The sequence below is a fragment of the Pseudomonas sp. C2.3V genome (assembly GCF_058536325.1).
The window spans coordinates 2,079,170-2,102,748 of the sequence record NZ_JBZUBN010000001.1; the positions used below are offsets into that span (position 1 = coordinate 2,079,170).

Annotated in this window: 20 protein-coding genes; 14 read left to right on the plus strand and 6 right to left on the minus strand. The window is 56.6% G+C overall.

Annotated features, from left to right (window positions below; translation table 11 throughout):
* Positions 1 to 2: 2 nt before the first annotated feature.
* The gene (locus AC4LF3_RS09760) at positions 3 to 623 is read right to left on the minus strand and encodes a flavin reductase family protein (protein ID WP_491835182.1); all 621 of its coding nucleotides are present in this window, start codon (positions 621 to 623) and stop codon (positions 3 to 5) included.
* A gap of 59 nt (positions 624 to 682) precedes the next feature.
* Here AC4LF3_RS09760 and AC4LF3_RS09765 point away from each other — a divergent pair, with 59 nt between their 5' ends.
* On the plus strand, positions 683 to 1,156 hold the full coding sequence (locus AC4LF3_RS09765) for a 3'-5' exonuclease family protein (protein WP_491835183.1): 474 nt from the start codon (positions 683 to 685) through the stop codon (positions 1,154 to 1,156).
* 98 nt (positions 1,157 to 1,254) lie between these two features.
* On the opposite strand, the gene AC4LF3_RS09770 is transcribed toward AC4LF3_RS09765, so the two are convergent.
* Entirely contained in the window at positions 1,255 to 3,486 is a 2,232-nt protein-coding gene (locus tag AC4LF3_RS09770) for a TonB-dependent siderophore receptor (RefSeq protein WP_491835184.1), read from the minus strand.
* 338 nt (positions 3,487 to 3,824) lie between these two features.
* On the opposite strand from AC4LF3_RS09770, the gene AC4LF3_RS09775 reads away from it, so the two are divergent.
* Positions 3,825 to 4,481 carry a nickel uptake transporter family protein gene (locus AC4LF3_RS09775; protein ID WP_491835185.1) on the plus strand — a complete coding sequence of 219 codons (657 nt, stop codon included), beginning with the start codon at positions 3,825 to 3,827 and terminating at the stop codon, positions 4,479 to 4,481.
* A gap of 70 nt (positions 4,482 to 4,551) precedes the next feature.
* On the opposite strand, the gene kdgR is transcribed toward AC4LF3_RS09775, so the two are convergent.
* Positions 4,552 to 5,340 (minus strand): DNA-binding transcriptional regulator KdgR, encoded by a 789-nt coding sequence (gene kdgR / locus AC4LF3_RS09780; RefSeq protein WP_010798283.1) that lies wholly within the window; start codon positions 5,338 to 5,340, stop codon positions 4,552 to 4,554.
* 266 nt (positions 5,341 to 5,606) lie between these two features.
* Between kdgR and kdgK the strand changes: the two genes are divergently transcribed.
* The 9 genes from kdgK (at position 5,607) to AC4LF3_RS09825 (ending at position 16,260) form a co-directional block, all read left to right on the plus strand.
* Entirely contained in the window at positions 5,607 to 6,593 is a 987-nt protein-coding gene (kdgK, locus tag AC4LF3_RS09785) for a 2-dehydro-3-deoxygluconokinase (RefSeq protein ID WP_491835186.1), read from the plus strand.
* Positions 6,594 to 6,596: 3 nt separating this feature from the next.
* Positions 6,597 to 7,808 carry a D-mannonate dehydratase ManD gene (gene manD / locus AC4LF3_RS09790; protein ID WP_491835187.1) on the plus strand — a complete coding sequence of 404 codons (1,212 nt, stop codon included), beginning with the start codon at positions 6,597 to 6,599 and terminating at the stop codon, positions 7,806 to 7,808.
* A 125-nt stretch (positions 7,809 to 7,933) separates the two neighbouring features.
* The gene (locus AC4LF3_RS09795; protein ID WP_074826405.1) at positions 7,934 to 8,965 is read left to right on the plus strand and encodes a Zn-dependent oxidoreductase; all 1,032 of its coding nucleotides are present in this window, start codon (positions 7,934 to 7,936) and stop codon (positions 8,963 to 8,965) included.
* An 84-nt stretch (positions 8,966 to 9,049) separates the two neighbouring features.
* Complete coding sequence (locus AC4LF3_RS09800; RefSeq protein WP_434154804.1) at positions 9,050 to 10,339, plus strand: MFS transporter; 1,290 nt, start codon at positions 9,050 to 9,052, stop codon at positions 10,337 to 10,339.
* A 10-nt stretch (positions 10,340 to 10,349) separates the two neighbouring features.
* Positions 10,350 to 11,453, plus strand: a complete 1,104-nt coding sequence (locus tag AC4LF3_RS09805) for an Ldh family oxidoreductase (RefSeq protein WP_491835188.1) — start codon at positions 10,350 to 10,352, stop codon at positions 11,451 to 11,453.
* The gene (locus AC4LF3_RS09810) at positions 11,446 to 12,894 is read left to right on the plus strand and encodes a mannitol dehydrogenase family protein (RefSeq protein ID WP_491835189.1); all 1,449 of its coding nucleotides are present in this window, start codon (positions 11,446 to 11,448) and stop codon (positions 12,892 to 12,894) included. Before AC4LF3_RS09805 ends, AC4LF3_RS09810 begins: the two co-directional genes overlap by 8 nt.
* Positions 12,895 to 12,905: 11 nt before the next feature.
* A complete protein-coding gene (gene uxuA / locus AC4LF3_RS09815; RefSeq protein ID WP_491835190.1) occupies positions 12,906 to 14,084 on the plus strand; it encodes a mannonate dehydratase in 1,179 nt (392 codons plus the stop codon).
* 18 nt (positions 14,085 to 14,102) lie between these two features.
* Positions 14,103 to 15,662, plus strand: a complete 1,560-nt coding sequence (locus tag AC4LF3_RS09820; RefSeq protein ID WP_434154798.1) for a UxaA family hydrolase — start codon at positions 14,103 to 14,105, stop codon at positions 15,660 to 15,662.
* Positions 15,663 to 16,026: 364 nt separating this feature from the next.
* A complete protein-coding gene (locus AC4LF3_RS09825; RefSeq protein WP_491835191.1) occupies positions 16,027 to 16,260 on the plus strand; it encodes an outer membrane protein assembly factor BamB family protein in 234 nt (77 codons plus the stop codon).
* Between the two features lie 720 nt (positions 16,261 to 16,980).
* Here the strand turns inward: AC4LF3_RS09825 and AC4LF3_RS09830 are convergent.
* On the minus strand, positions 16,981 to 18,549 hold the full coding sequence (locus tag AC4LF3_RS09830) for a sigma-54-dependent transcriptional regulator (protein ID WP_491835192.1): 1,569 nt from the start codon (positions 18,547 to 18,549) through the stop codon (positions 16,981 to 16,983).
* A gap of 278 nt (positions 18,550 to 18,827) precedes the next feature.
* Between AC4LF3_RS09830 and phhA the strand changes: the two genes are divergently transcribed.
* Genes phhA through AC4LF3_RS09845 form a run of 3 tightly spaced genes read left to right on the plus strand, consistent with a single transcriptional unit; the run spans position 18,828 to position 21,186 of the window.
* The gene (gene phhA / locus AC4LF3_RS09835; RefSeq protein WP_312270816.1) at positions 18,828 to 19,613 is read left to right on the plus strand and encodes a phenylalanine 4-monooxygenase; all 786 of its coding nucleotides are present in this window, start codon (positions 18,828 to 18,830) and stop codon (positions 19,611 to 19,613) included.
* A 17-nt stretch (positions 19,614 to 19,630) separates the two neighbouring features.
* Positions 19,631 to 19,993: a 4a-hydroxytetrahydrobiopterin dehydratase gene (locus AC4LF3_RS09840; RefSeq protein ID WP_312270817.1), complete on the plus strand. Its 363-nt coding sequence runs from the start codon at positions 19,631 to 19,633 to the stop codon at positions 19,991 to 19,993.
* Positions 19,990 to 21,186 carry an amino acid aminotransferase gene (locus AC4LF3_RS09845; RefSeq protein WP_491835193.1) on the plus strand — a complete coding sequence of 399 codons (1,197 nt, stop codon included), beginning with the start codon at positions 19,990 to 19,992 and terminating at the stop codon, positions 21,184 to 21,186. Before AC4LF3_RS09840 ends, AC4LF3_RS09845 begins: the two co-directional genes overlap by 4 nt.
* Before the next feature lie 30 nt (positions 21,187 to 21,216).
* On the opposite strand, the gene AC4LF3_RS09850 is transcribed toward AC4LF3_RS09845, so the two are convergent.
* Together AC4LF3_RS09850 and AC4LF3_RS09855 are read right to left on the minus strand one after the other, a co-directional pair.
* Positions 21,217 to 22,005, minus strand: a complete 789-nt coding sequence (locus tag AC4LF3_RS09850; protein ID WP_491835194.1) for an SDR family oxidoreductase — start codon at positions 22,003 to 22,005, stop codon at positions 21,217 to 21,219.
* 109 nt (positions 22,006 to 22,114) lie between these two features.
* A complete protein-coding gene (locus AC4LF3_RS09855) occupies positions 22,115 to 23,536 on the minus strand; it encodes an amino acid permease (protein ID WP_010798298.1) in 1,422 nt (473 codons plus the stop codon).
* Between the last annotated feature and the right edge of the window lie 43 nt (positions 23,537 to 23,579).

A 23,579-nucleotide genomic window follows, 5' to 3' on the forward strand; every position in this document is an offset into this window, starting at 1 on the left:
ATTTATTTCGGCCGGTACATCTTGAAGAGCTGCGCTTCGGTAATCTCGAAATAGTCTGCCGGGCCACCCCCGCGCAGGATGGGCCGTGCTGCCGCTGTCTGGTAGACCCCGTCGACCAACAGTGACTTGTCGATATGCACGCCCACCACCTCTCCCAGCACCAGCCAGCTTTCCACCGAATCCCCGGCTGCGGTTTGCAGTTGGATCAGTTGAGTGAGCTTGCATTCGAAGGACACCGGGGTTTCGGCAACACGTGGTACCGAGATCACGCGTGAGGGTGCAGTCGTCAACCCGGCCAGCTCAAATTCGTTGACCTCCGGCGCTACCGCTGCACAGCTGGTGTTCATCTGTTCCGCCAGTGCGCGTGTCGCAAGGTTCCAGCAGAACTCACCCGTCCGCTCGATATTACGTACGCTATCCTTATAGCCAATGCTGGAAAAGCCGATAATGGGCGGCACATAGTTGAAGGCATTGAAGAAACTGTACGGCGCCAGATTCAATTGCCCCTGCTCGTTGTGAGAGGAAATCCAGCCAATAGGCCGGGGTCCGACAATGGCGTTGAAGGGGTCGTGGGGAAGGTCATGGCCCTTGGCGGGTTCGTAGAAATGAACGTGATCAGACATCGACAGCCTCTCCTGACTAGATGATTACATACTGACACACACCAGCTCGGGGTGACGCAATGCCATTTGCTTTTCTTGATACGGAGTTCACCAGTCTTACCGCGCAAGCCAGACTGGTTTCGCTGGCGCTGGTTGTTCCAGACGGCCCCGAGTTCTATGTTGAATTGCCGCAGAATTGGGACCTTGCAGACTGCTCTGACTTTGTCATTGAAATTGTGCTGCCGCAGCTGGACCTTGTGCAGTATGGCATGAGTGTGCCGGACGCCAGGGAGGCGCTATGGCAGTTTCTATCCCGCTTTGATGAGGAGGTCATCGTGTGCTGTGATGCGCCACTATGGGATTGGGAGTTCTTCAGTCAACTGGCATATCGCCATGGCAAGTGGCCTGCCAATGTGCGTAATGCCCCCCGTAACAGCTATGACCTGATACCGGACCTTGCCAGGGCCATTCCTGAAGAACAGGTGCCTCATCACGCACTGCTGGATACGCGTCTGGCGGCCAGGCAGTACCGCATTGCGACCAGCCGGGGCTAGGCCGCAACACGACCTAATCGCTACGCAAGCCAATATAGCCCGTTGTGAGGCGAGGTTATCGCCACTGCTTGATGCTCAACCTCGCTCCGGCGGAGCTGTTACCACTGATACGTTGCGCTCAACTGCGCCGTACGCTGCGAACCGTACCAGCACCACGAATACGAGTAGCAGGTTGTGATGTATTCCTTGTCCGTCAAGTTGGTTACATTCAGCGCCAGCCGCAAGTTGTCGGTAGGGCTATTGATGTGGCCGATGTCATAATGGATTGCGGCATCAAACAGCGTATAGCCAGATACTTTTAACGTGTTGGCGGCATCACCCCAAGAGGAGCTGACGTAGCGTACACCGCCGCCTACACCAAGACCTTTAACCGGCCCCTCATGAAAAGTGTAATCGGCCCAAGCGGAAGCGGTATGGCGAGGCAGGCCGTACGTAGTCGTGCCTTCCACGGGTACCTCGGGACCGTTTGCAACACCCGTCACCCCAGGGGCTCTGTTGGTGGTGTTGTTGGATTTTGTGATCCGGTTGTCGAGGTAGGCGTAGGCGGCAGTGATGTCCAGATTATTGGTCAGGCTGGCTTTGCCTTCAATCTCCAGTCCACGGGACTGGACTTCGCCATCCTGTACTTGGCACCGACTGCCGTTACACAGGTGCGTTGGGTCTGGATCGAGCGTCGGTACGTTGGTCTTGCGAAGATCAAACGCTGCGATGGTGATAAAGCTGTTGCTCCCAGGCGGTTGGTATTTGATTCCGATTTCGTACTGCTTGCCTTCCGATGGCTGAAAGAGCGAGCCGCCATAGAGCGTGCCCGACTGTGGCTCGAACGATTCCGCATAGCTTACATAAGGTGCGAACCCATTATCGAACAGGTAGACCAGGCCCAGACGTCCTGTAAATGCTTCGCTGGACTGCGAGCTTTTGGCTTTTCTGTCGGTGCTGAGGGTAAGTGTGCTATTGCTGGTATCGGCCCAGTCGTATCGTCCTCCCATTAGCAGGACCCAGCGGTCCCAACTCAGGTGATCCTGTAGGTAGAGACCTTTCTGCTCACTGCGCTGAGTCGCGTCGGTCGAGAAAGCAGGATAGCGATCGATACCGGTATAGACAGGGTCGAAGATATCCAGGCTACTGCCTTTTCCATAACCGGCCTTGGTATCGCTGCTGGTGTTCTGATAGTCAGCACCCAGTAACACGGTGTGTTGTAACGGGCCCGTACCAAACTTGGCCTGGAGTTGGTTGTCGAGGGCGTAGGCGTCAATATCCACATCGGTTGCAATGGTGCTGCGGCTCATCGTGCGGTAATCAGGCGCCAGGACAGACGCGTTGTACAAGCTGCGGTAAATACCTTCGCTGCGCAGATAGCGCGCGTTTTGCCTTATGGTCCAGATGTCGTTGAAGTGATGTTCGAACTGATAACCGAGTGAGTAGTACTCGCGATCAGACTTTTCGAACTCCTTGTCACCGTCGTAAAAGTCGACCTTGATGCGCCTGCCGGTTGGACTATGCAGTGCTGAGCCATAGGCGGGAATAGAGCCGTAGGAGCCCCCTTTGGGATCCCGCTGGAAATGGCCCAGCAATGTAAGGGTCGTGTTCTCCGAGAGGCGCCAGGTGAATGACGGTGCAATGGACTGTCGACGTACTTCGGTGTGTTCGATCTGGCCATCCGCATCGTCATAAAGACCCAGCAGGCGGTAGGAAAACTCTCCTGCGTCGTCTAAAGGACCGCTGAAATCCAGCGTGGTCCGCTTCTTGTCAAACGTGCCTATCTGAACACCGATTTCATGGTAGGGCGTATCCAAGGGACGCTTGCTGACCATATTGATCACGCCTGCCGGGCTGGATTGTCCATAGAGTACCGACGCAGGCCCTCTTAGTACCTCTACACGCTCCAGATCAAAGGCATCTTCCTGAGGAAGGGCATCCCGGCTGCCGGGCATGCGCAGCCCGTCTAGGTAACTGCCTGGTGAAAACCCCCGAATGGTCAACTGGTCCAGGCGCGAAGCGGTAGCGCCACGACTTTCCGGAATGACGGCCGCGGTGTAACGCAGGATCTGATTGAGGCTCTGCGCATCCTGAGCCTGCATCTGATCACGGGTAATGACCGAAATGGACTGCGGTGTCTCGATTAATGAGGCATCGGTCTTGGTCGCCGTAAGGCTGCGATTGGCGACATATCCACTCACCGGCCCTGTAGGATTTTCATCCAGCGATTCCTCGCTGATTTCGGTAGCGTCCAGTTCAAGGGCAGCCTCTTGTTCAGCCGCATTTATGGGTGAGGCAAGCAGGGTCACGCAGGCAACGATAGCGCAAGATGAAGCAGCAGAGCGGTACATACAAGTCCTTTGTAGATAAGCGCTTAAGTACAACCACAGCTAATAGCGCGAGGTGAGAGGTTTTCTATCTACCTGATAACTTATATCAATTGAGAATTTGTATCAAAAAAGAAAATATCTCATTACAAATTAGCCATAAGGCTTTATCGACGTAACGGGATAGGATGGATGTGAGGTAAGGGCTAAAGAGGTCAAGCAGGCGGAAAAACGCTTCTCATCAATGATTTTTACATGCTTTATGTACTGCTGCGCGATACATGAAAGCGGTGCAACCGGTGCGAATTTCTTTTGCCAAGTGGTGAAGGGGCGCTTCCAGTAACCTTCAATAAGGAAAACCTGTGGTGATACTTAGAAACGCTCTGCTCTGTATTGGTCTTGGTAGCGTTGTACTTAATGCAAGCGCGCATGAACTCTGGCTTGAGCGGGATGCAAGTGGCCCCATACGTGTCTACCTCGGCGAGCCGGACGAGGGCGTATTGGAAACCGGCGAGACCATTGCTGCGCTGGCCCCTACCACTCAAGTGTTTACCCATGATCGAAATGCAACGGCAAAGGTTGTAGCACGTGAAGATCACCTGGAGGCTGCAGTAAACGAGCAGGGGGATGTTCGCAGTTATAACGATCAGGTCTGGAAACCTTGGAAGGATGAGCAGGGCCATTATACAGCCGCCTTGATGCACGCTCGTGCAGGCCGCACCGAGACCAAGGCATTGCTGGATTACGAACTCGTGCCTGCTGCTGCAAACAGTAACCGCTTTACCTTACTGTTCAAAGACAAGCCGCTTGCCGAACATGATGTGGTTCTGTTCGATCCAAAAAATCAGGCGCTGAAATTGAAGACGGATAGTCAGGGCGTTGTCGATGTCCCTGCCAAGGAGAAAGGTCGGTTCATCTTGGCAAGTGGTTACCAGACGCCTGCGAATGGTTATGAAGTAGCCGGTCAAAAGATGGATAATCTCTATTACGGTACTACCACAAGCTTTATCGTGGATTGACGGCTGCACACTAAATGCACTGTTACTTCTCCGCTGCTTTCGCTAGTAGCAGCGGAGACACGTCGAACATTTAGTTAAACATGCTTTCGGGGCAACCCAAGCGGCGCGAAATGACCTGGGCTGTTTTTAGTAATTCCTGAACGTATTCGTCTTTGAGTTCTTCTCTGAAGCGAAAGCAGGGGAAGGAAACACTCATTCCAGCAACGACATGGCCGAAGCGGTCATGGATGGGCGCGGCAAGGCAGCGCATATTCTCTTCGAATTCTTCTTTGTCCTCACCGTATCCCTGGCTGCGGATAAGTGCCAGCTCCTCAAGGTAGGCCTCCAGACTCGACAGGGTATTGGCCGTACGAGGCTGGAAGGTCTCGCTCGCCAGGCGCTTGCGTACATCCTGCTCGTCGCGCCAGGCCATCAGTACCTTGCCAATGCCTGTGCAATAAAGCGGCGCACGCAAGCCGATCCGCGAGTACATCCGCAGGTTGTAGCGCGAGTCGATCTTGTGGACATAAACGATATTGTCTTCATCGAGAATGCCTAGATGCACTGTTTCGCTCGTAAGCTCATTGATGGTACGCATGCCGGGCTCGGCTTCACGTACTAGATCAATATGCGGCAATGCCTTACTGCCCAGTTCGAACAGCCGCACGCTGAGGCGATAACGATCCTCGCTGTCCTGTACGACATACCCTAGCGATTTAAGGGTCTGTAGAAAGCGGTAGACGGTGCTCTTGGACATGTCCAGCTTTTGCGCAATTTCTGAAACGCCACTTTCTTCAGGACACTGACCCAGCGCTTCCAGAACAGCCATGGTCCGGCTAACCGCGGTTACAGATTCATTATTGGTAGTGGGACTATCCATGCGGGCTCCTCTGCGAACGTTGTTAAGTGTATCTGAATTCCATTTCGAAACAGCGTTTCATTTCTCTTGACGTGCCTTGTTGAATCGCTACACTCGGTTCAATACAGGAATTGAAACCACGTTTCAATAATGCTGATGTAGGGGCCGCAAGCGTGGAACCCCGCTACAAAAACAAGAAGGCACCAGATGATGCAGGCTATTCCACAGCGGTATCTAATGCCCGTCCAGGCAGACGCGTATGTGACGAATCGGGTGGGGGGCTCCCTATGACGACCCTCTTCAAATCTTTGCCATCCCCGATACGGGTTGCCCTGGTTGGTGAATGCATGATCGAGCTGCAACGCGACAGCGCAGGCACGATTACTCAGGCATTTGGCGGGGATACACTCAACGCCGCGGTCTACCTGGCTCGGCTATGCCAGTCCACGGCCATTTCGGTGGACTATATAACCGCCATCGGTCAAGACCCGTTCAGCGAGGCCATGTGTCAAACCTGGCAGGCTGAAGGGCTGGGTACACAAAATGTGCGACACCTGCCTGATGCATTGCCTGGTCTTTATTTCATCCAGACTGATGAGCAGGGCGAGCGGCAGTTTCTTTACTGGCGTGGTGAGGCGGCCGCCCGACGCTGCTTCGATGGCCATGAGGCAGCGCAGACGCTGGCGGCCTTGCTCAACTATGACGTCATCTACCTGAGTGGCATCAGCTTGGCGGTGCTGACTGCTGAAGGCCGGGCACGGCTTCTCGAGACATTGGCCGAGGCGCGCATGCAGGGCACGCGGATCGTGTTCGATAATAATTACCGCCCCCGACTCTGGCCGGATCGCGGCGCGGCACAACACTGCTATCAGGCATTGCTGGCGTTGGTCGACCTGGCGCTGATTACCTGGGAGGACGATGTCGAGCTGTTCGGCTTCTCTTCACCTGAGGTCTTGTTCCGCACCTATGTCGAATCAGGCGTTACTGAAATAGTCCTCAAGCGGGGGGAGGCTCCGTGTCTGATCCATACCGGACGGCAGGTTCTGACGATTCCCGGCGAGAAGGCGCAGCAGGTGGTCGATACCACCGCCGCCGGTGACTCCTTCAGCGCAGCATACCTAGCCTGTCGCCTGCAGGGCGGTAATCCCGAACAGGCTGCCCGGTGGGGTCACCGGTTGGCTGTCAATGTCATTCAGCACCGAGGCGCCCTGATTCCGCCTCCCGCCATGCCGGCAATGCCCGCGCTTTCGTATTCCCTAGCTGCCCAGGCTTGAACAATGAAGATAAGAGAAGCCCGCGTTATCGTAACCTGTCCCGGTCGTAATCTGGTCACTCTCAAGATTGTGACTGACGAAGGTCTTTACGGAATCGGCGATGCTACCCTCAATGGCCGTGAGCTGGCCGTGGTCGCCTATCTGGAGGAACATGTTATTCCTGCCTTGATCGGACGGGATGCTCATCGAGTCGAAGACATCTGGCAGTACCTGTACCGCGGTGCCTACTGGCGTCGTGGGCCCGTCACCATGACGGCGATTGCCGCGGTTGACCTGGCGTTGTGGGACATCAAGGCCAAGGCCGCCAATATGCCGTTGTATCAATTGCTTGGCGGCAAAAGTCGTGAGCAGGTGATGGTATACGGGCACGCTACCGGCAAGGACATCGAATCCTGCCTGGACGAGGTAGCCCGACATGTAGAGCTGGGCTACAAGGCCGTCCGAGTCCAATGTGGCATTCCCGGTATTCCCACCACCTATGGTGTAGCCAAGCGCGAAGGTGAGCGCTACGAGCCGGCAGACAGTGACCTGCCGGCCGAACACGTCTGGGACACCGCCAAGTACCTCAAGTATGTCCCCAAGCTGTTTGCTGCGGTTCGTGAACGCTTCGGTGACGACCTGCACATCCTCCACGACGTGCACCATCGCCTGACACCCATTGAAGCAGGGCGTCTGGGTAAGTCGGTAGAGGAATTCAATCTGTTCTGGCTGGAAGATTGTACACCTGCCGAGAATCAGGAAGGTTTCCGCCTGATCCGCCAGCACACCACCACACCACTGGCGGTGGGTGAAGTCTTCAACTCGATCCATGACTGCCGCGAGCTGATCCAGGAGCAGCTGATCGATTATATCCGTGCAACGCTTGTGCATGCCGGTGGCATTACCCATGTCCGGCGCATCGCCGATCTGGCGGCGCTGTATCACGTGCGTACCGGTTTTCACGGCGCAACTGACCTGTCACCGGTATGCATGGGAGCGGCACTGCACTTCGATACCTGGGTACCTAACTTTGGCATCCAGGAGCACATGCCCCATGAGGAGCGGATCGATGAAGTCTTCCCCCACGCGTATCGATTCGAAGATGGTCATTTCACGCCGGGCGAAGCGCCAGGGCATGGCGTAGACATCGATGAAGATCTGGCGGCGCGCTATCCCTACAAGCGTGCCAGTCTGCCGGTAAACCGCCTCGTAGACGGCACGCTCTGGCACTGGTGAATCATGCTCGACAATGACAACAACAGACGGGTACGCACAATGAACAAACAGAATCGATTGTATGCAGGGAGGCTGCTGGGTAACGCCGGTGCAGCCGTTAGGTCGATCCAGAGGAGTGGCAAATAATGAAAGCCTTTCAGGTACGGGCTCCCCATGAGTTCAGTCTGGCCCAGGTCGAGACACCAGTCGCTGCGCCAGGTGAGGTGGTGGTAGGCGTGGCGTATGCGGGTATCTGCGGTTCGGACATGCATATCATCCATGGGCAGAACGCATTCGTTCGGTTTCCACGGGTGACCGGGCATGAGTTTGCCGGTGTCGTTCAGGAGGTCGGCGAGGGTGTCGAGACGCTGAGCGTTGGCGATCGTGTGTGCGTCGATCCGGTCATCAGTTGCGGCACCTGCTACCCCTGTCGCATTGGCCGTCCTAATGTCTGTACCCATTTGCAAGTGATTGGCGTGCACCGCGACGGTGGTTTCAGCGAGCGCGTCAGTGTGCCAGCGGAGAACGCTCACAAACTGCCAGAGGGGATGCCGCTCAGCCATGCCGCCTTGGTGGAGCCGTATTCCATCGCGCTGAACGTGCTTGATCGCATGCAACCTCAGCCAGGCGACTCTGTACTGGTCTATGGCGCTGGCGTTATCGGGTTGACCATCGTGCAGATGGCGCGCGCCCTGGGACTTACCGACATCACTGTTACCGATGTGATTGATACGCGCCTGCAAACAGCCCGGGCGTTGGGCGCGACACGCACGATCAACGGGCAGGCACAGGATGTGGAGTCTGTCATGAAGGAGCAGACCGGAGGCGAGGGCGTACCGCTCATTGTAGATGCAGCCTGTATTCCTGCGTTGATGCCTCAAATGGTGCGGCTGGCGTCACCCGCCGGGCGGATTGGTCTTCTGGGTTTCAATGCAGCGCCCAGCGACCTGGTACAGCTTGAAATGATCAAGAAGGAATTGACACTAGTAGGATCGCGGCTCAATAACCGCAAATTTCCACGGGTGATTGAGCTGATGGCGACCGGAAAGCTGAATGCGCAGGATCTGATCAGCCATCGCGTAGCCTTTGACGATATGCCTGAGGCCATTGATCTGATCGAAAGCCATCCTGAGCAGACGCGTAAGGTGTTAGTGGAGTTGATGCACGTGGCGGGTTAACTCGGACGGCCTTAGCCGTCTTTCCAATCGATACGCGCCCACCCGGGCGCCCTCACCGATAAATACAAGAAGCGGGAGGTTTCCATGTTTGGTCAAGGTCGTAGCCTGGTACTCGTCATGCTGTTTCTGGCGGGTGTCATCAATTATCTGGATCGCTCGGCATTGTCTGTGGCGGCTCCGTTCATTCAGAAGGACTTTGGGCTCAATGCCGGCGAGATGGGGCTGATCTTCAGCAGCTTTTTCGTAGGGTATGCAGCCTTCAACTTTGTCGGCGGCTGGGCAGCGGATCGTTATGGTGCCAAAACCACGCTGCTGGTGGCTATGGTGCTGTGGTCACTGTTCAGTGGCTTGACGGTGCTGGCCCTGGGCTTTGCCTCATTGTTCCTGATCCGTGTGCTGTTTGGCATGGGGGAAGGGCCGCTGAGCGTGACAACCAGCAAGATGGTGAACACGTGGTATGCGCCCGATAAGCGAGCACGCGTCTTGGGTGTTTCCATGGCCGGTACGCCGTTGGGTGGCGCCATTTCCGGGCCGGTGGTAGGCATCATTGCCGTTACCTACGGCTGGAAGGAGTCCTTCATCGTCATCATGATCATTGGCCTCGTTTGGGCGGCGGTGTGGTTCAAGTTCATCAAGGCCAAGCCGGACGGCGCGGCAGCACGTGAAATCGAAGAGGGTGAACGGCTCACCGAGATTGCCAACGTGCCGACTCAGCCACTCCGGTATTACCTCAAGCAGCCTACCGTGCTGTTTACGGCGTTTGCCTTCTTCACCTACAACTACACGCTGTACTTCTTCCTGACCTGGTTCCCAAGCTACCTGACCATGGCCCATGGCATGAACGTGAAGGACATGAGCATCGCGACCGTCATTCCGTGGATTCTGGGATGCCTGGGACTGGCGCTGGGTGGCTTCGTGTCCGACTTCGTGCTCAAGAAAACCGGCCGGATGATGTTTTCGCGCAAGGTAGTGCTGGTGGGGTGCCTGTTGTGCTGTGCGGTCTGCATCGGTTGCGCCGGGCTTGTTTCCACCATGTATAGCGCGGTAGCGCTGGTGGCGCTGTCTGTATTCTTCCTGTATCTGACCGGCGCTATTTACTGGGCCATCATCCAGGATACCGTACCGGCGGCACGGGTCGGTGGAGTAAGCGGCTTCATGCACTTCCTGGCCAACACCTCCGGCATCGTCGGACCAACCGTGACCGGTTTTATCGTCCAGTTTACCGGGGCATTTACCAGTGCCTTCCTCCTGGCAGGTCTTTTGACGGTTGTGGGTGCGCTGTGTGTGGCCCGTTTCGTCAAGCCTATTGCCCCTGTGCAGGCGGAGATGGCGCCACCGGTCGCTACGCCGTCAGTACTGGGCCGTTCCTCGTAAGGAGTTGCAGATGCAGTACACACGTGTAGAACAAGGGGCGCTTGAAGGATTCTGCCAGCAGGTCTTTAGAGCCCATGGTCTCGCCGCACTGGACGCCGAACTCGCTGCCCGGGTGCTGGTGAATTCTGACGCCCGGGGCATTCCTTCCCATGGCGTAGCACGTCTGCCGCGCTATGTGCGAGGGCTCAAGGCGGGCAGTATCCTGACAGATGCCAAACCGAAGCTGGTTCATGAAACGCCGCTCTCTCTGGTGTTGGACGCCCAGGGTGGTATGGGCACCACGGTCAGCCAGCAGGCCATGGATGCCGTGATTGCCAAAGCCTGCGAGCACGGCGCGGGTTTCGCTACCGTACGCGATTCGAACCACTTTGGTATTGCCGCCTGGTACGCCATGCAGGCGCTGCCCCATGACCTGATTGGCATCGCCATGACCAACACGGCGGCACTTGGCGTTCCCACGCATGGTCGACAATGCATGTTTGGCACCAACCCGATCGCTTTTGCCGCACCGGCCGACAGGGAGAAGGCCTTTGTGCTGGACATGTCGACCACAGCCGTGACGCGCGGCAAGCTGGAAGTCTATGGCCGGCAGAACACACCGTTGCCCACTGGATGGGCTGCGGCACCGGATGGAGGCGATGCCCATGATGCCCCCAGTCTTCTGGAAAGCATGAACATCTATGCAGGCGGCGGGTTGCACCCATTAGGCGGTGCGGGCACCGAGTTTGGTGGCCACAAGGGCTATGGTCTTGCCGTGATGGTCGACATCCTTTGTGGCGCACTGGCGGGGCATGGGTTTGGCAGGCACCTGCACGATACGCCTGGGAGTACGGGGCGAGTGGGGCACTTTTTTGCTGCTTTTCGAATCGACCTGTTCCGTCCCGCGGATGAGTTTCGCCAAGCCATGGATCAGCTCTTGTCAGACCTGCGTACCTCGGAGCCTGCCGCAGGGCACGATCAGGTCTGGTACGCGGGACTCAAGGAAATCCAGGCCCAGGAAGCGGCATCGCGTGAGGGTGTGCCGGTTGAGACAGGGGTGATCGAATCCCTTCAAGCGCTAGGGGAAGCCTGTGGCGTTACTCTGGCAGGAATCAAGGAGCCTTCCCATGCGTGAAGTCGAGCGGTATCCCTCAACCTATCCAAAGCCGATCATCGGCATCGTGCATCTGGGCCTTGGTGCATTTCACCGAGCGCATCAGGCGGTCTACATGGAGCGCACTCTGGCACGGCATGGTGGCGGAGAGTGGGGTATATGCAGCGCCAACATTCGCTCCAACCGCGCACTTGTCGATCAGCTTCGTGCCCAAGACTGCCGCTATCACGTGGCCGAATACCGAGACAGCGAACACGTTGCCTTGCGAGAAATCGCAGCGTTGCAGGAAGTGCTTTATGCCGGTGAAGGTAGAGAAGCCTTGCTCGAACGAATGGCCGAGCCAGCAACACGCATCGTAACGCTGACTGTGACGGAAAAAGGCTACTGCTTGAGTCCCGCTACTGGGCAGCTACGCGTAGATGACCCCAATATCGCCCATGATATTCGCACGCCCCATGCGCCGCGTACGGCCCCAGGTCTGCTGGTAGAGGCCTTGCGCCGCCGTCATGCCCGTGGGATAGCCCCCTTTACGGTATTGTGCTGTGACAACATGCCGGACAACGGCCAGCGAACACGGCAGGCGGTAACGCAACTGGCGGCTGCCCAGGATGAACGACTGGCCGCCTGGATCAGTCAGGAGGTCGCGTTTCCCAGCAGTATGGTAGACCGCATTGTTCCTGCCATGACTGACGCCTCGTTCGAAACGTTGCGCCAGCTTGGCTGCGAGGACCAGGCAGCCGTTATTGGCGAAGCCTTCAGCCAGTGGGTGATAGAGGATCAGTTTCCTCAGGGGCGGCCCGACTGGGAGCAGGAGGGGGTGCAGATGGTGGCGGATGTACGCCCATTCGAAACCATGAAACTACGCCTGCTCAATGGCAGCCATTCACTTTTGGCCTACGTAGGTGCACTGGCAGGTTATACCACGGTGTATGACGCCATGAACGATCCTGCGCTGGTCAGCCTTGTCCGGCATTACATGAAAGACGAGGCCATGCCGACGCTGGAGATGCCGGCAGGAATCGACCTCAACGCCTATGCTGATGATCTGGTAGCACGCTTTCGCAACGACAGCCTCCAGCACCGTTTGCATCAGATCGCTATGGACGGCTCGCAAAAGCTGCCCCAGCGCTGGCTCTCCGGAACGGAAGCACGGCTTGCTCAGGGAGGCGGAATCAGCTGCATTGCGTTTGGCGTAGCGGCCTGGATTGAGTACTGCTCCGGGCAGAGCAGCCAAGGGGCGCATGAGGTAAATGATCCGCTGCATGACACCTTTGCTGAGTTGCATGCGCACCGGCAGGGCGAAGCACTGGTCGAGGCCTTTCTGGGACTTACGGACGTATTTCCGGCGAGTCTGGCCGAGCAGGAGGCGTTCCGGCAGGCCGTGCATCAAGCCTACCGTGTGCTGAGCACCCAAGGTATTGCCGTGGCGCTCGCAGAAGCGACGAACAGTAATAATCATTAAGGAGCGAAGTCATGGAGCATACCTGGCGCTGGTTCGGCCCTAACGACCCCATCAGCTTGAGCGATATTCGGCAGACCGGCGCGACAGGCATCGTCACGGCCTTGCATCAGGTTCCCAACGGGGAAGTCTGGACAGTAGAGGCGATCAGTGAACGAAAGGCGATGATCGAGGCAGCTGGACTGACCTGGTCGGTGGTGGAAAGTATTCCCGTTCACGAGGATATCAAGCGAGGCTGTGGCCGCCGCGATGACTACATTGGCAACTACCAACAGAGCCTTCGCAATCTCGCGGCGTGCGGCATCGACATCGTCTGCTATAACTTCATGCCCATCTTAGACTGGACCCGTACGGACCTCGCATGGCCGCTGGAGGATGGCGGGTGGGCATTGCGCTTTGATCAGGATGCATTTGCCGCGTTTGATCTCTTTATCCTCAAGCGTGAAGGCGCCGAGGCGGACTACACCGAGGACGATATCCAGCGGGCCCGTACCTATTTTGACAACCTGGACGACACCCGGCGCGATACGCTCGTTGCTACCTTGATTGCCGGTCTGCCAGGCGCTGAAGAGCACTATAGCCTGGATGATTTCAAAGGACTGCTTGCGACCTATGCGGACATCGACGCGGAGCAGCTTCGGGAAAACCTGGGCTACTTTCTCAAGGCCATTGTGCCGGTGGCGGAGGCGGCGGGCGTACGCATGGCCATTCACCCCGACGACCCGCCACGGCCTCTTCTGGGCTTGCCTCGTATCGTGTCTACCGCACAGGACGCCCAATGGCTTCTTGATGCGGCACCCAGTCCGGCCAACGGGTTGACCTTTTGCACCGGATCCTACGGGGTGCGTGCAGATAACGACCTCGTTGCCATGGCTCGGCAGTTTGCGCCTCGCATCTATTTCACTCACCTGCGCTCGGTGAAGCGCGAGGCTGATCCGCGCAGCTTTCACGAAGCGCATCATCTGGCTGGAGACGCAGACATGGTTGGTGTGATCCGTGAGCTGGTTCTGGAAGAGTGTCGACGCGAACATGAGCATGGCCCCCGACTTCCCCTGCGGCCCGATCATGGTCATCAGCTGCTAGATGATCAGCATCGCCGTACCAACCCCGGCTATTCACTGATCGGCCGTCTCAAAGGATTGGCAGAGTTGCGCGGGGTAGAGCTGGCCGTGCGTCAATTACTGCAAAATTGACATTACCGTGAGAACGCCATGGAACTGATAACAAAAACAGGCGGGATCGATACCGCCAAAGCCGTGATTCGCCTCCACCCGCAGGACGACGTCCTCGTGGCGCTACAGCCGCTGCCGGCAGGGCTTGCCATCGCGGAGGAGCGCGTAACCCTCAGTCAGCCCATTCCCGCAGGCCACAAGTTCTCGGTGCGCCGGATTGATAGCGGGCAACCGGTGCGCCGCTATGGTCAGATCATCGGCTTTGCCACGACCCTCATCATGCCCGGCGAGCACATCCATGTTCATAACCTGGCGATGGGTGAGTTTGCCCGGGATTATGCTTTTGGAGAGGATGCCCACGTGCAGGCCTTTCCCACCGAGGGGCCGATGTTTCAAGGTATCGTCCGCCCGGATGGTCGTATAGCGACGCGCAACTATATCGGTATCCTGACCTCGGTAAATTGCTCGGCGACTGTAGCTCGGGCAGTGGCTGACTATTTTCGGCGGGATATCAATCCGGCCGCCCTGGCGCCTTATCCCAATGTGGATGGCGTCGTCGCGCTGACGCATAGCTCCGGCTGCGCTGTAGATTCAGCAGGCGAACCTCTGGCCATCTTGCGCCGCACTCTGGGCGGATATGCCGTCCATCCCAATTTCGCGGCGGTCATGGTGATCGGACTTGGCTGCGAAACCAACCAGATCGAAGGCATGATGGCGGCTCAGGGGCTGGAAGCGACTGCAACACTGCGTACGTTCACCATTCAGGATACGGGAGGTACGGCCAAGACCGTAGCCAAAGGCATTGCGTATGTGAAAGACCTCTTGAACGAAGCCAATCGCATCGAGCGCCAGCCTGTGAGTGCCCGTCATTTGATAGTAGGCCTGCAATGCGGCGGCTCGGATGGCTACTCCGGTATTACCGCCAATCCGGCCCTGGGTAATGCGGTGGACCGATTGGTAGCCTGCGGTGGTACGGCTATCCTGTCCGAAACACCGGAAATATATGGTGCCGAGCATCTGCTGACCCGTCGGGCTACCAGTCGTGAGGTAGGCGAAAAGCTCATCGAGCGCATCCATTGGTGGGAAGAGTATTGCCGACGCACGGGAGCGGAGATGAACAACAACCCGTCTGCAGGCAACAAGGCGGGTGGCCTTACGACCATTCTGGAAAAATCGCTTGGCGCGGTAGCGAAAGCCGGATCAAGTAACCTGATGGCTGTCTATGAATATGCCGAGCCGGTAAGGGCTCAGGGGCTGGTGTTTATGGACACGCCGGGCTATGACCCGGTTTCCGCTACCGGGCAGGTGGCGGGTGGCGCAAATCTCATTGCCTTTACCACCGGACGGGGCTCAGCCTATGGATGCGCACCGGCGCCCTCGATCAAGCTCTCGACCAATAATGCCCTCTGGCAGCGTCAGGAAGAGGACATGGACATCAACTGTGGCGAAATCGCGACCGGTACGCTGACCATCGAAGCATCCGGAGCCGAGATTTTCGACAAAATGCTCAGGATTGCCTCGGGCGAGCGCAGCAAGAGCGAGCAGCACGGTTATGGACAGAATGAATTCGTTCCCTGGCATATTGGCGCCATCACATAATCTGTTCGGCCGCACGGTGTGAACCCTCCTGTATCGGCATAGGCAGGTCAACCAACAGCTTGCCGGCGCTGCCGTGTGAGGCATGCTGACGGTTGGCCCCTTCAACCGCCGGGTCTATGGCATTCGGCGAGCGAAGCGTGCTGTTGTGTCTAGGACGCATCGACTAATACCTGATAACTATGCTGACTCGGGGCTGGTGCTGGATGCAGGAGCCGGCGAACCCTTTGGTTAATCTAGGTAGGCCCTAGAGACACAGTCGGCGGAATCGAGTGGACCTACCTCATCGGTAGATCCGCTCAATTCGCAAATCTATGTGTCGATCAACAATTCCTTAAATCAGAATCACACGTTGGCGCCTGATTTCATGAAAAGCTGGAAGGGTGGTATGTGGTCCGCGCTGGATGCAACAACTGGCCGGATTCTCTGGCAAGCGCCTGCCACCGGTACCAATCCGGTGACGTCAAAACATACTAGCGGGTTAGGGCCGATGGCGTCGTCGCCGGGTCTGGTTTATACCGGTTCGATGCCTGATGACATGGTAGCGCTCGACGCCAATACCGGGGCTACTATCTGGAAGTATGTGTCGGGGGATCGGTAGCCAGTGCGCCATTGATTATAAATGGTCAACTGTTCTGGGGCTCTGGCTATGGTCGCTTCAATTTTGGCAGGCCCTAATGACAAGCTTTATAAGTTCACGCCAGTCGGCTCCGCACCAGCTCCGCATTGATCAACGTACAAAGCCTCCTGTCTGACCGCAGGGGGCTTTTCAGATGAGAGCGCACGGCATGCTTTAATGTTGGTTTATATCTATAAATAACATTAAATTACATAAATAAGTTTTTGATTTATAGCGATTAAATCTTCTATTCGATCAGATTTGAACAGCTCTTTACGTAGCTACCCAGTATTTAAAAACCGTTCACTTAACGTTAGATATAGGATCAATTTTTTAGTTTAAATAATTGAAATTTAAGGATAAAACGTCCGGTGCAGTAGTCTGCCAAATTAGGATCTAGTAGTGCGTAAAGTACCTTGAGAGGTCGAAGCGTTCTGTCTCGCGCTCGAATCAAGTGACCCTTCAGGTTAAAGGCCGTCGAGTCCGCCGCGTCGTGCAACAGGGACTCGATGATTAACCAATACTCAATCAACATGGCGTCTTTACCACCGGTTCGGACAGCTTCATGAAAAACCGGCCTACGTTTATCGGTTGTGGCTAAGCTGAGTAAGCGTGGCCATCTTGTGGTTGCGGATACTATTCAGGCATTAACTGTGCAGATCGTGTTCGATCACCTGGATATTTCACACCGATTTTGGCTGTTTATCCTTGCGGCTCGGTAGGCTGCCCAATGCTGTATAAACGGAGCTTGTTGGCAATGGTGGTATGGGAAACGCCAAGTCGCTTACCCAGTAAACGACTACTGGGGTATTGGGTGATCAGCTGTTCCAGCACTGCCTTTTCGAATCGACCAACGATCTGGTCAAGATTACCGTCCAGCGTGAAGTGTCCCAGCGGTTGTGGGGTACCGTAATCCGGCAGGCGTATGTGCTCAGGTTTAACCACCCTGCCTTCGGCCAAGGAAACCGCTTGAAAGAGTGCATTTTCTAATTGACGCACATTGCCAGGCCAGGGGTAATGGCGTAGTCGCTCGAAGGCGGCAGGGGCCAAAGGCTTGAGCGGGCAGCCGATCTGGCGGCTGGCTTGATCCAGAAAGTGCTCGACCAGCGGCTCCAGTCCATCCAGGCACTCCCGCAAGGGGGGGATGTGCAGCGAAAGCACATTGAGGCGATGGTATAGGTCCTGGCGGAATTCGCCTTGTACGCACAAATCGGACAGATCCTGCTGGGTGGCGCAGATAACACGGACGTCGAGGTAGACCTCCTCGTCGCTACCCACCCGGCGAAAAATCCCATCTTGAAGAAACCGAACCAGTTTGGCTTGAAGGCGCAGACTCATCTCACCCACTTCATCCAGAAAGAGCGTGCCACCGGCGGTAAGCTCAAGCAGTCCGAGCTTGCCCTCTGGCCGAGCCCCTTCGAATGCACCAGCGCTGTATCCAAACAGTTCCGTCTCAGCCATCGACTCGGGCAGCCCTGCACAGTTGAGCACCATGAAGGGGGCTTGACCGCGCGGGCTTGCCAGGTGACAGGCCCGCGCCAGCAGCTCTTTGCCGGTACCGGTTTCGCCGGTAATCAGCAGCGGCGCATCAAGAGGAGCCATGCGTCGCGCCTCCCGGACGACAGCAGCCATGGATCTGGAGCTCTGGAAGATGCTGTCAAACCCTCGAAGCTCCTGCTTGCGTACCTGATAGATACGCTCGCCCACCTGGTCGGCACGGTGCAGCGTCAGTACGGCGCCCGCCAGGGCCTCGCTGTCGTCATGCCCGGTCTGCAGGGGGGTAATATCGGCGAGAAAGACATCGCCCTTGATCTGGATACGCAGACCATTGAGCCGGGACTTGTTGGCGCGAACCAGCTCAGGCAGGTCCAGCTCATCCACATATTTAGAGAGTGCCATCCCGGGCACCTCGTCCACTCGGGCACCCAATAGCTGCGCTGCTGCGCGGTTGGCTGCAACGATATGGCCAGCCATATCAATTGACAGCACGGGAAACTCCAACGCGCCGAGCAGCGTATTGAGTTCCAGGTGGCGACGCTCGCTGGGCATGAGGCTGATACGCCAGATATCGAACACACCGGGGATGGCCGCGAGCTTGGGTCGCAGCGCCTGAAATTGCAGATTGATCAGATTAGGGCAGTAGAGATAGACCGTATTGCCTTGGTCGCCTCCCACTTCGCCGCGGGCCACGTTGATCCCGTAGTCAGCCAACAGATTGAGCATGTCGCGCAGAATGCCTACGCGGTTCTGACACAAAACTTTGATTCGCATCGAGCGGGCCCATTGTTGTGATTATGGCGGGCGGTGCAGCCGAATTTTTCAGTGGGCCGCAAATTGAGTGTCAAGAATATGTGCCAGATAGGTGCTTTATCAAGTAAACCACACAGCCTGAAGTGAACCATTAACAGTTTGCTGTAAAGATTTTCTTACGAATCATCCAGGCAACCTATGCCGCCTTGATCTTTTACCCTTATACACACAGACCGCCTTCGCGCTATTGCTAGAGCCATACAACAAGACCCAGCGGCATCCGCCGTCAAGGAGGCTACATGAAAGGTACGCAGTACGTGGCGAGAAAACCGGATGAGTCTGGTTTTATTCATTACTCGGATGACGAACACGGTGTATGGAATACGCTGATCATCCGGCAGTTGAAGGTGATTGAAGGCAAGGCCTGCCAGGAATACCTGGACGGTATTACCCAGCTTGATCTGCCTATGGACCGCATACCTCAGTTGTCCGAAGTCAACCGCGTACTGGAACGCACCACGGGCTGGCGCGTGGCACAAGTACCCGCGTTGATACCGTTTGAGACGTTTTTCGCCTTGCTGGCCAGCAAGCAGTTTCCAGTCGCCACGTTCATTCGAACCCGGGAAGAACTGGACTACTTGCAGGAGCCCGATATCTTCCATGAAATCTTTGGACATTGCCCGCTGCTGACCAATCCCTGGTTTGCCGAATTCACCCACACCTACGGCAAGTTGGGGCTCGCTGCTTCCAAGGAAGAGCGCATCTTCCTGGCGCGCCTGTACTGGATGACCATTGAGTTTGGACTGGTGGATACGCCAATGGGACGTAAGATCTATGGAGGCGGTATCCTGTCATCGCCCAAGGAGACGGTGTATTCGCTTTCGGCCGAACCGGAGCACCTGCCGTTCGATCCCATCGAGGCCATGCGTACCCCGTATCGAATCGATATTTTGCAACCCGTCTATTTCGTGTTGCCTGAACTCAAGCGGCTATTCCAGGTCGCTCATGAAGACATCATGGGCATGGTTCGCGAGGCCATGCAGCTCGGACTTCACAAACCCCGCTTTCCGCCCAAAGCAGCCTGATATTACAAGGAGAACACATGACTGCTACCGCTCTGAAACAAGGTCACTGCGAAGCCTGTAGCGCCGATGCCCCCAAAGTCAGCGAAGAAGAGCTGGCGGAGCTGATTCGGCAGATTCCGGACTGGAACATTGAAGTGCGTGACGGAATCATGCAGCTCGAAAGGGTCTTCCGCTTCAAGAATTTCCGCCATGCACTGGCGTTCACCAATGCCGTTGGTGCCATTGCCGAGGAAGAAGGGCATCATCCCGGTCTCTTGACCGAATGGGGCAAAGTGACGGTGACCTGGTGGAGCCATTCGATCAAAGGGCTTCATCGCAATGATTTCATTATGGCGGCCCGCACGGACGAGGTGGCGGCTACAGCGGAGGGGCGCAAGTGAGCCATTTCAAGACGGTCGACTGGGTAGCCGGCGACCCGATCATGGGGCTGCTTGAAGCGTTTCGAGCCGATTCGAACCCTGCCAAGCTTGATCTGGGCGTAGGCGTATACAAGGATCGACAAGGCCTTACTCCCATTCCCAAAGCCGTCAAACTGGCGGAGCAGGCATTGATTGGCAGCGAGCAGACCAAGAGCTATGTTGGCGGCCATGGTGATGTAAGCTTCGGGACCTACCTGCTGCACCTTGTTCTAGGTGCACATAGCCCGGTGATCGATGACAAACGGGCCGGCTGTACCCAGACCGCCGGTGGTACAGGAGCCCTGCGGCTAACAGGGGAGTTCATTGCGCAGTGTCTGCCAGGCAAGAGCGTCTGGTTGAGTCAGCCAACCTGGCCGATTCACGAAACGCTGTTCAGGGCCGCCGGGCTCGCCGTGCAGCATTACCCCTATGTGGGGGCAGATAACCGTCTTGATGTAGCCGGTATGCTCGAAGCCATGCGGCAGATTCCCAAAGGTGACGTCATCCTGTTGCACGCCTGTTGTCATAATCCGACTGGCTTCGATTTGAGTCGAGCCGATTGGCAGCAGGTATTGGGGATCGTGAAGGAGCGCGAGCTGCTGCCCTTGTTCGACTTTGCCTATCAGGGGTTTGGCGACGGGCTGGAAGAAGACGCCTGGGCTGTCAGGTTATTTGCCCAGGCGTTGCCAGAGCTTTTGATTACCAGCTCCTGCTCGAAGAACTTTGGTCTGTACCGTGAACGTACGGGAGGGCTGATCGTGGTGGCGGAAGATGCAGATCGTCTTCTGGCCGTACGCAGCCAGCTCGCCTCGATTGCCCGTAATCTCTGGTCTACGCCACCTTCCCATGGTGCGGCGGTCGTGGCCGAGATCCTGGGTACTGCTTCATTGCGCACAATGTGGGAGGAAGAAGTCAATGCCATGCGCACGCGTATCACGAGCTTGCGCAAGGGACTGGTCGAAGCATTGATCCCCTTTGGCTTGAACGAGCGCTTTGCTCATATTGCCGAGCAGCGCGGTATGTTCTCGTATACAGGACTCACCGCTGAGCAGGTCGCACAGCTCAAGGCGCGTTATAGCGTTTATCTCGTCAGTAGCGGCAGGGCCAATGTCGCCGGGCTGGACGAGAGCCGGCTCGATGAACTGGCACGTGCGATTGCTGAGGTCTCTCGGTAGCGGAAAAGCCGGCAATCGCCGGCTTTTCTTTCAGAACGTGCCCTGGTAATGCCCACCATCGAGCAACACGTTCTGGCTGGTCATGTAACTCGCATGTTGGCTGCATAGAAAAGCACACACCGCACCGAATTCATCTGCCGTGCCGAAGCGTCTGGCGGGGATCGTTTGTAATCGCTGCTGAACGATATCTGCTACCGGCTTGCCAGTGGACTGTGCAGAACGCTCCAGTGTGTTTTGTAGCCGATCGGTATCGAAAGAGCCTGGCAGAAGGTTGTTGATCGTAACGTTGCGCTCCGCCAGACGAGCCTGACGCGCAAGCCCGGCGACAAACCCCGTCAGGCCGCTGCGTGCGCCATTGGACAATCCTAGAATATCGATAGGCGCCTTGACGGCAGAGGACGTGATATTCACGACACGACCGAATCCTCGCTCCGCCATGCCATCAACGGTTGCCTTGATCAGCTCGATGGGCGTCAGCATATTGGTCTCGACGGCGCTCAGCCAGTCCTCCCGCGTCCAGTCACGAAAGTCTCCCGGCGGAGGTCCGCCTGCGTTGTTCACAAGGATGTCGACCTGTGGACATTGAGTCAGGAGTGCCTGTCTGACGTTTTCATCACTGATATCGCCTGCGACACAGCGGACCTCAATAGCAGGATTGAGCGAGCGTAGAAATGTGGCGGTCTCCTCCAGTGCTTCAAGGCCGCGTGCATTGATTACCAGGTTGACGCCTTCCTGAGCTAACGCGCTGGCACAGCCTTTACCCAGCCCCTTGCTGGCAGCACATACCACTGCCCAGCGTCCCGAAATGCCTAAATCCATTGCTCTTCCTCCGGTTGCGAACACGCAAGATTGGAGCATTAGGCTACAGCGGGAGGGAAAAGTTGATACAGAGGAGGAGCCTGGACCCTTACGGGTCCAGGTGTCTGGCTTAGTCAGCCGAAGTGGCTGCCAGCGAAGGTTCTGCGGCGTTGGCGTCCGGCTTACGCTTGAGGCGATAGCACGCCACCATGATGACCAGCCATACCGGAATGGCGTAGACCGAGATATTGATGCCGGGAATCAATAGCATGGTGCCCAGGATGAAGACTACAAACGCTAGGCACAGGTAGTTCCCATAGGGATACCAGAACGCCTTGAACGCCGTGCTGACACCCTGGCGCTTCATCTGCGCACGAAACTTCAGATGCGCCAGGCTGATCATCGCCCAGTTGATTACCAGCGTTGCCACTACCAGCGACATCAGGAGCTCAAGCGCCTGCTGCGGCATCAGATAATTGACAACTACCGCCAGGAAGGTAATAGCGGCCGAGAACAGAAGGGCACTTACCGGTACGCCGCGAGCATCGACCTTGGCCAGGAAACGAGGCGCATCGCCTTGCTCAGCCAGACCCAACAGCATGCGTCCGTTACAGTAGCAACCACTGTTGTAGACGGACAACGCTGCGGTCAGTACGACAAAGTTCAGGATGTGGGCCGCTGCATCACTGCCAATCAGAGAGAAGATCTGGACAAAGGGGCTACCGCTGTACGCATCGCCGGAGGCAGTCAGCGTCTGTACCAGCGAATCCCAGGGCTTGAGTGAAAGCAGAATGATCAGGGCGCCGACATAAAAGATCAGGATACGGTAGATTACTTGGTTGATGGCTTTGGGGATGACTTTCTTGGGCTCCGAGGCTTCGGCGGCGGTAAAGCCCAGCATTTCCAGGCCACCAAACGAGAACATGATGATGGCCATGGACATGACCAATCCCTGAATGCCGTGGGGGAAGAAGCCGCCATGCGACCACAGGTTGCTGACAGAAGCCTGTGGGTCACTGCCACCGATAAGCAGGTAAGTTCCCAGCAGGATCATGCCGATGATGGCAACCACTTTGATGATTGCAAACCAGAACTCGGCCTCGCCGAACAGTTTCACATTGGCCAGGTTAATGGCATTGACCAGCAGGAAAAAGAAGGCGGCGCTGGCCCAAGTGGGTATCTCCGGCCACCAGTAGTGAATGTACTTGCCAACCGCCGTCAGCTCGGACATGCCTACCAGGATATAGAGAACCCAGCAGTTCCAGCCTGACAGAAAGCCGGCAAAGCCTCCCCAGTATCGATGAGCGAAGTGGCTGAACGAGCCAGCTACAGGTTCCTCGACAATCATCTCGCCCAGTTGGCGCATGATGAGAAAGGCAATAAATCCTGCCAGGGCATAGCCCAGGATCATGGAAGGGCCGGCCGACTGCATGACGCCTGCCGAGCCAAGAAACAAACCAGTACCAATAGCGCCACCCAGGGCTATCAATTGGATATGGCGATTTTTCAGGCCACGTTTGAGTGTACCCGATTGGGTGTTACGACCAACCATTTAAACGTCCTCACGCAAGGTGTTGTTATTGTGCGGTGTGAAG

Coding starts and splice junctions, on each gene's coding strand:
- AC4LF3_RS09850 (WP_491835194.1), bottom strand. CDS start 22,005: ATGGATTTAGGCATTTCGGGACGCTGGGCAGTGGTATGTGCTGCCAGC.
- AC4LF3_RS09840 (WP_312270817.1), top strand. CDS start 19,631: ATGACTGCTACCGCTCTGAAACAAGGTCACTGCGAAGCCTGTAGCGCC.
- manD (WP_491835187.1), top strand. CDS start 6,597: ATGAAGATAAGAGAAGCCCGCGTTATCGTAACCTGTCCCGGTCGTAAT.
- kdgR (WP_010798283.1), bottom strand. CDS start 5,340: ATGGATAGTCCCACTACCAATAATGAATCTGTAACCGCGGTTAGCCGG.
- AC4LF3_RS09810 (WP_491835189.1), top strand. CDS start 11,446: ATGCGTGAAGTCGAGCGGTATCCCTCAACCTATCCAAAGCCGATCATC.
- AC4LF3_RS09825 (WP_491835191.1), top strand. CDS start 16,027: ATGAAAAGCTGGAAGGGTGGTATGTGGTCCGCGCTGGATGCAACAACT.
- uxuA (WP_491835190.1), top strand. CDS start 12,906: ATGGAGCATACCTGGCGCTGGTTCGGCCCTAACGACCCCATCAGCTTG.
- AC4LF3_RS09805 (WP_491835188.1), top strand. CDS start 10,350: ATGCAGTACACACGTGTAGAACAAGGGGCGCTTGAAGGATTCTGCCAG.
- kdgK (WP_491835186.1), top strand. CDS start 5,607: ATGACGACCCTCTTCAAATCTTTGCCATCCCCGATACGGGTTGCCCTG.
- AC4LF3_RS09760 (WP_491835182.1), bottom strand. CDS start 623: ATGTCTGATCACGTTCATTTCTACGAACCCGCCAAGGGCCATGACCTT.
- phhA (WP_312270816.1), top strand. CDS start 18,828: ATGAAAGGTACGCAGTACGTGGCGAGAAAACCGGATGAGTCTGGTTTT.
- AC4LF3_RS09770 (WP_491835184.1), bottom strand. CDS start 3,486: ATGTACCGCTCTGCTGCTTCATCTTGCGCTATCGTTGCCTGCGTGACC.
- AC4LF3_RS09820 (WP_434154798.1), top strand. CDS start 14,103: ATGGAACTGATAACAAAAACAGGCGGGATCGATACCGCCAAAGCCGTG.
- AC4LF3_RS09830 (WP_491835192.1), bottom strand. CDS start 18,549: ATGCGAATCAAAGTTTTGTGTCAGAACCGCGTAGGCATTCTGCGCGAC.
- AC4LF3_RS09765 (WP_491835183.1), top strand. CDS start 683: ATGCCATTTGCTTTTCTTGATACGGAGTTCACCAGTCTTACCGCGCAA.
- AC4LF3_RS09795 (WP_074826405.1), top strand. CDS start 7,934: ATGAAAGCCTTTCAGGTACGGGCTCCCCATGAGTTCAGTCTGGCCCAG.
- AC4LF3_RS09855 (WP_010798298.1), bottom strand. CDS start 23,536: ATGGTTGGTCGTAACACCCAATCGGGTACACTCAAACGTGGCCTGAAA.
- AC4LF3_RS09800 (WP_434154804.1), top strand. CDS start 9,050: ATGTTTGGTCAAGGTCGTAGCCTGGTACTCGTCATGCTGTTTCTGGCG.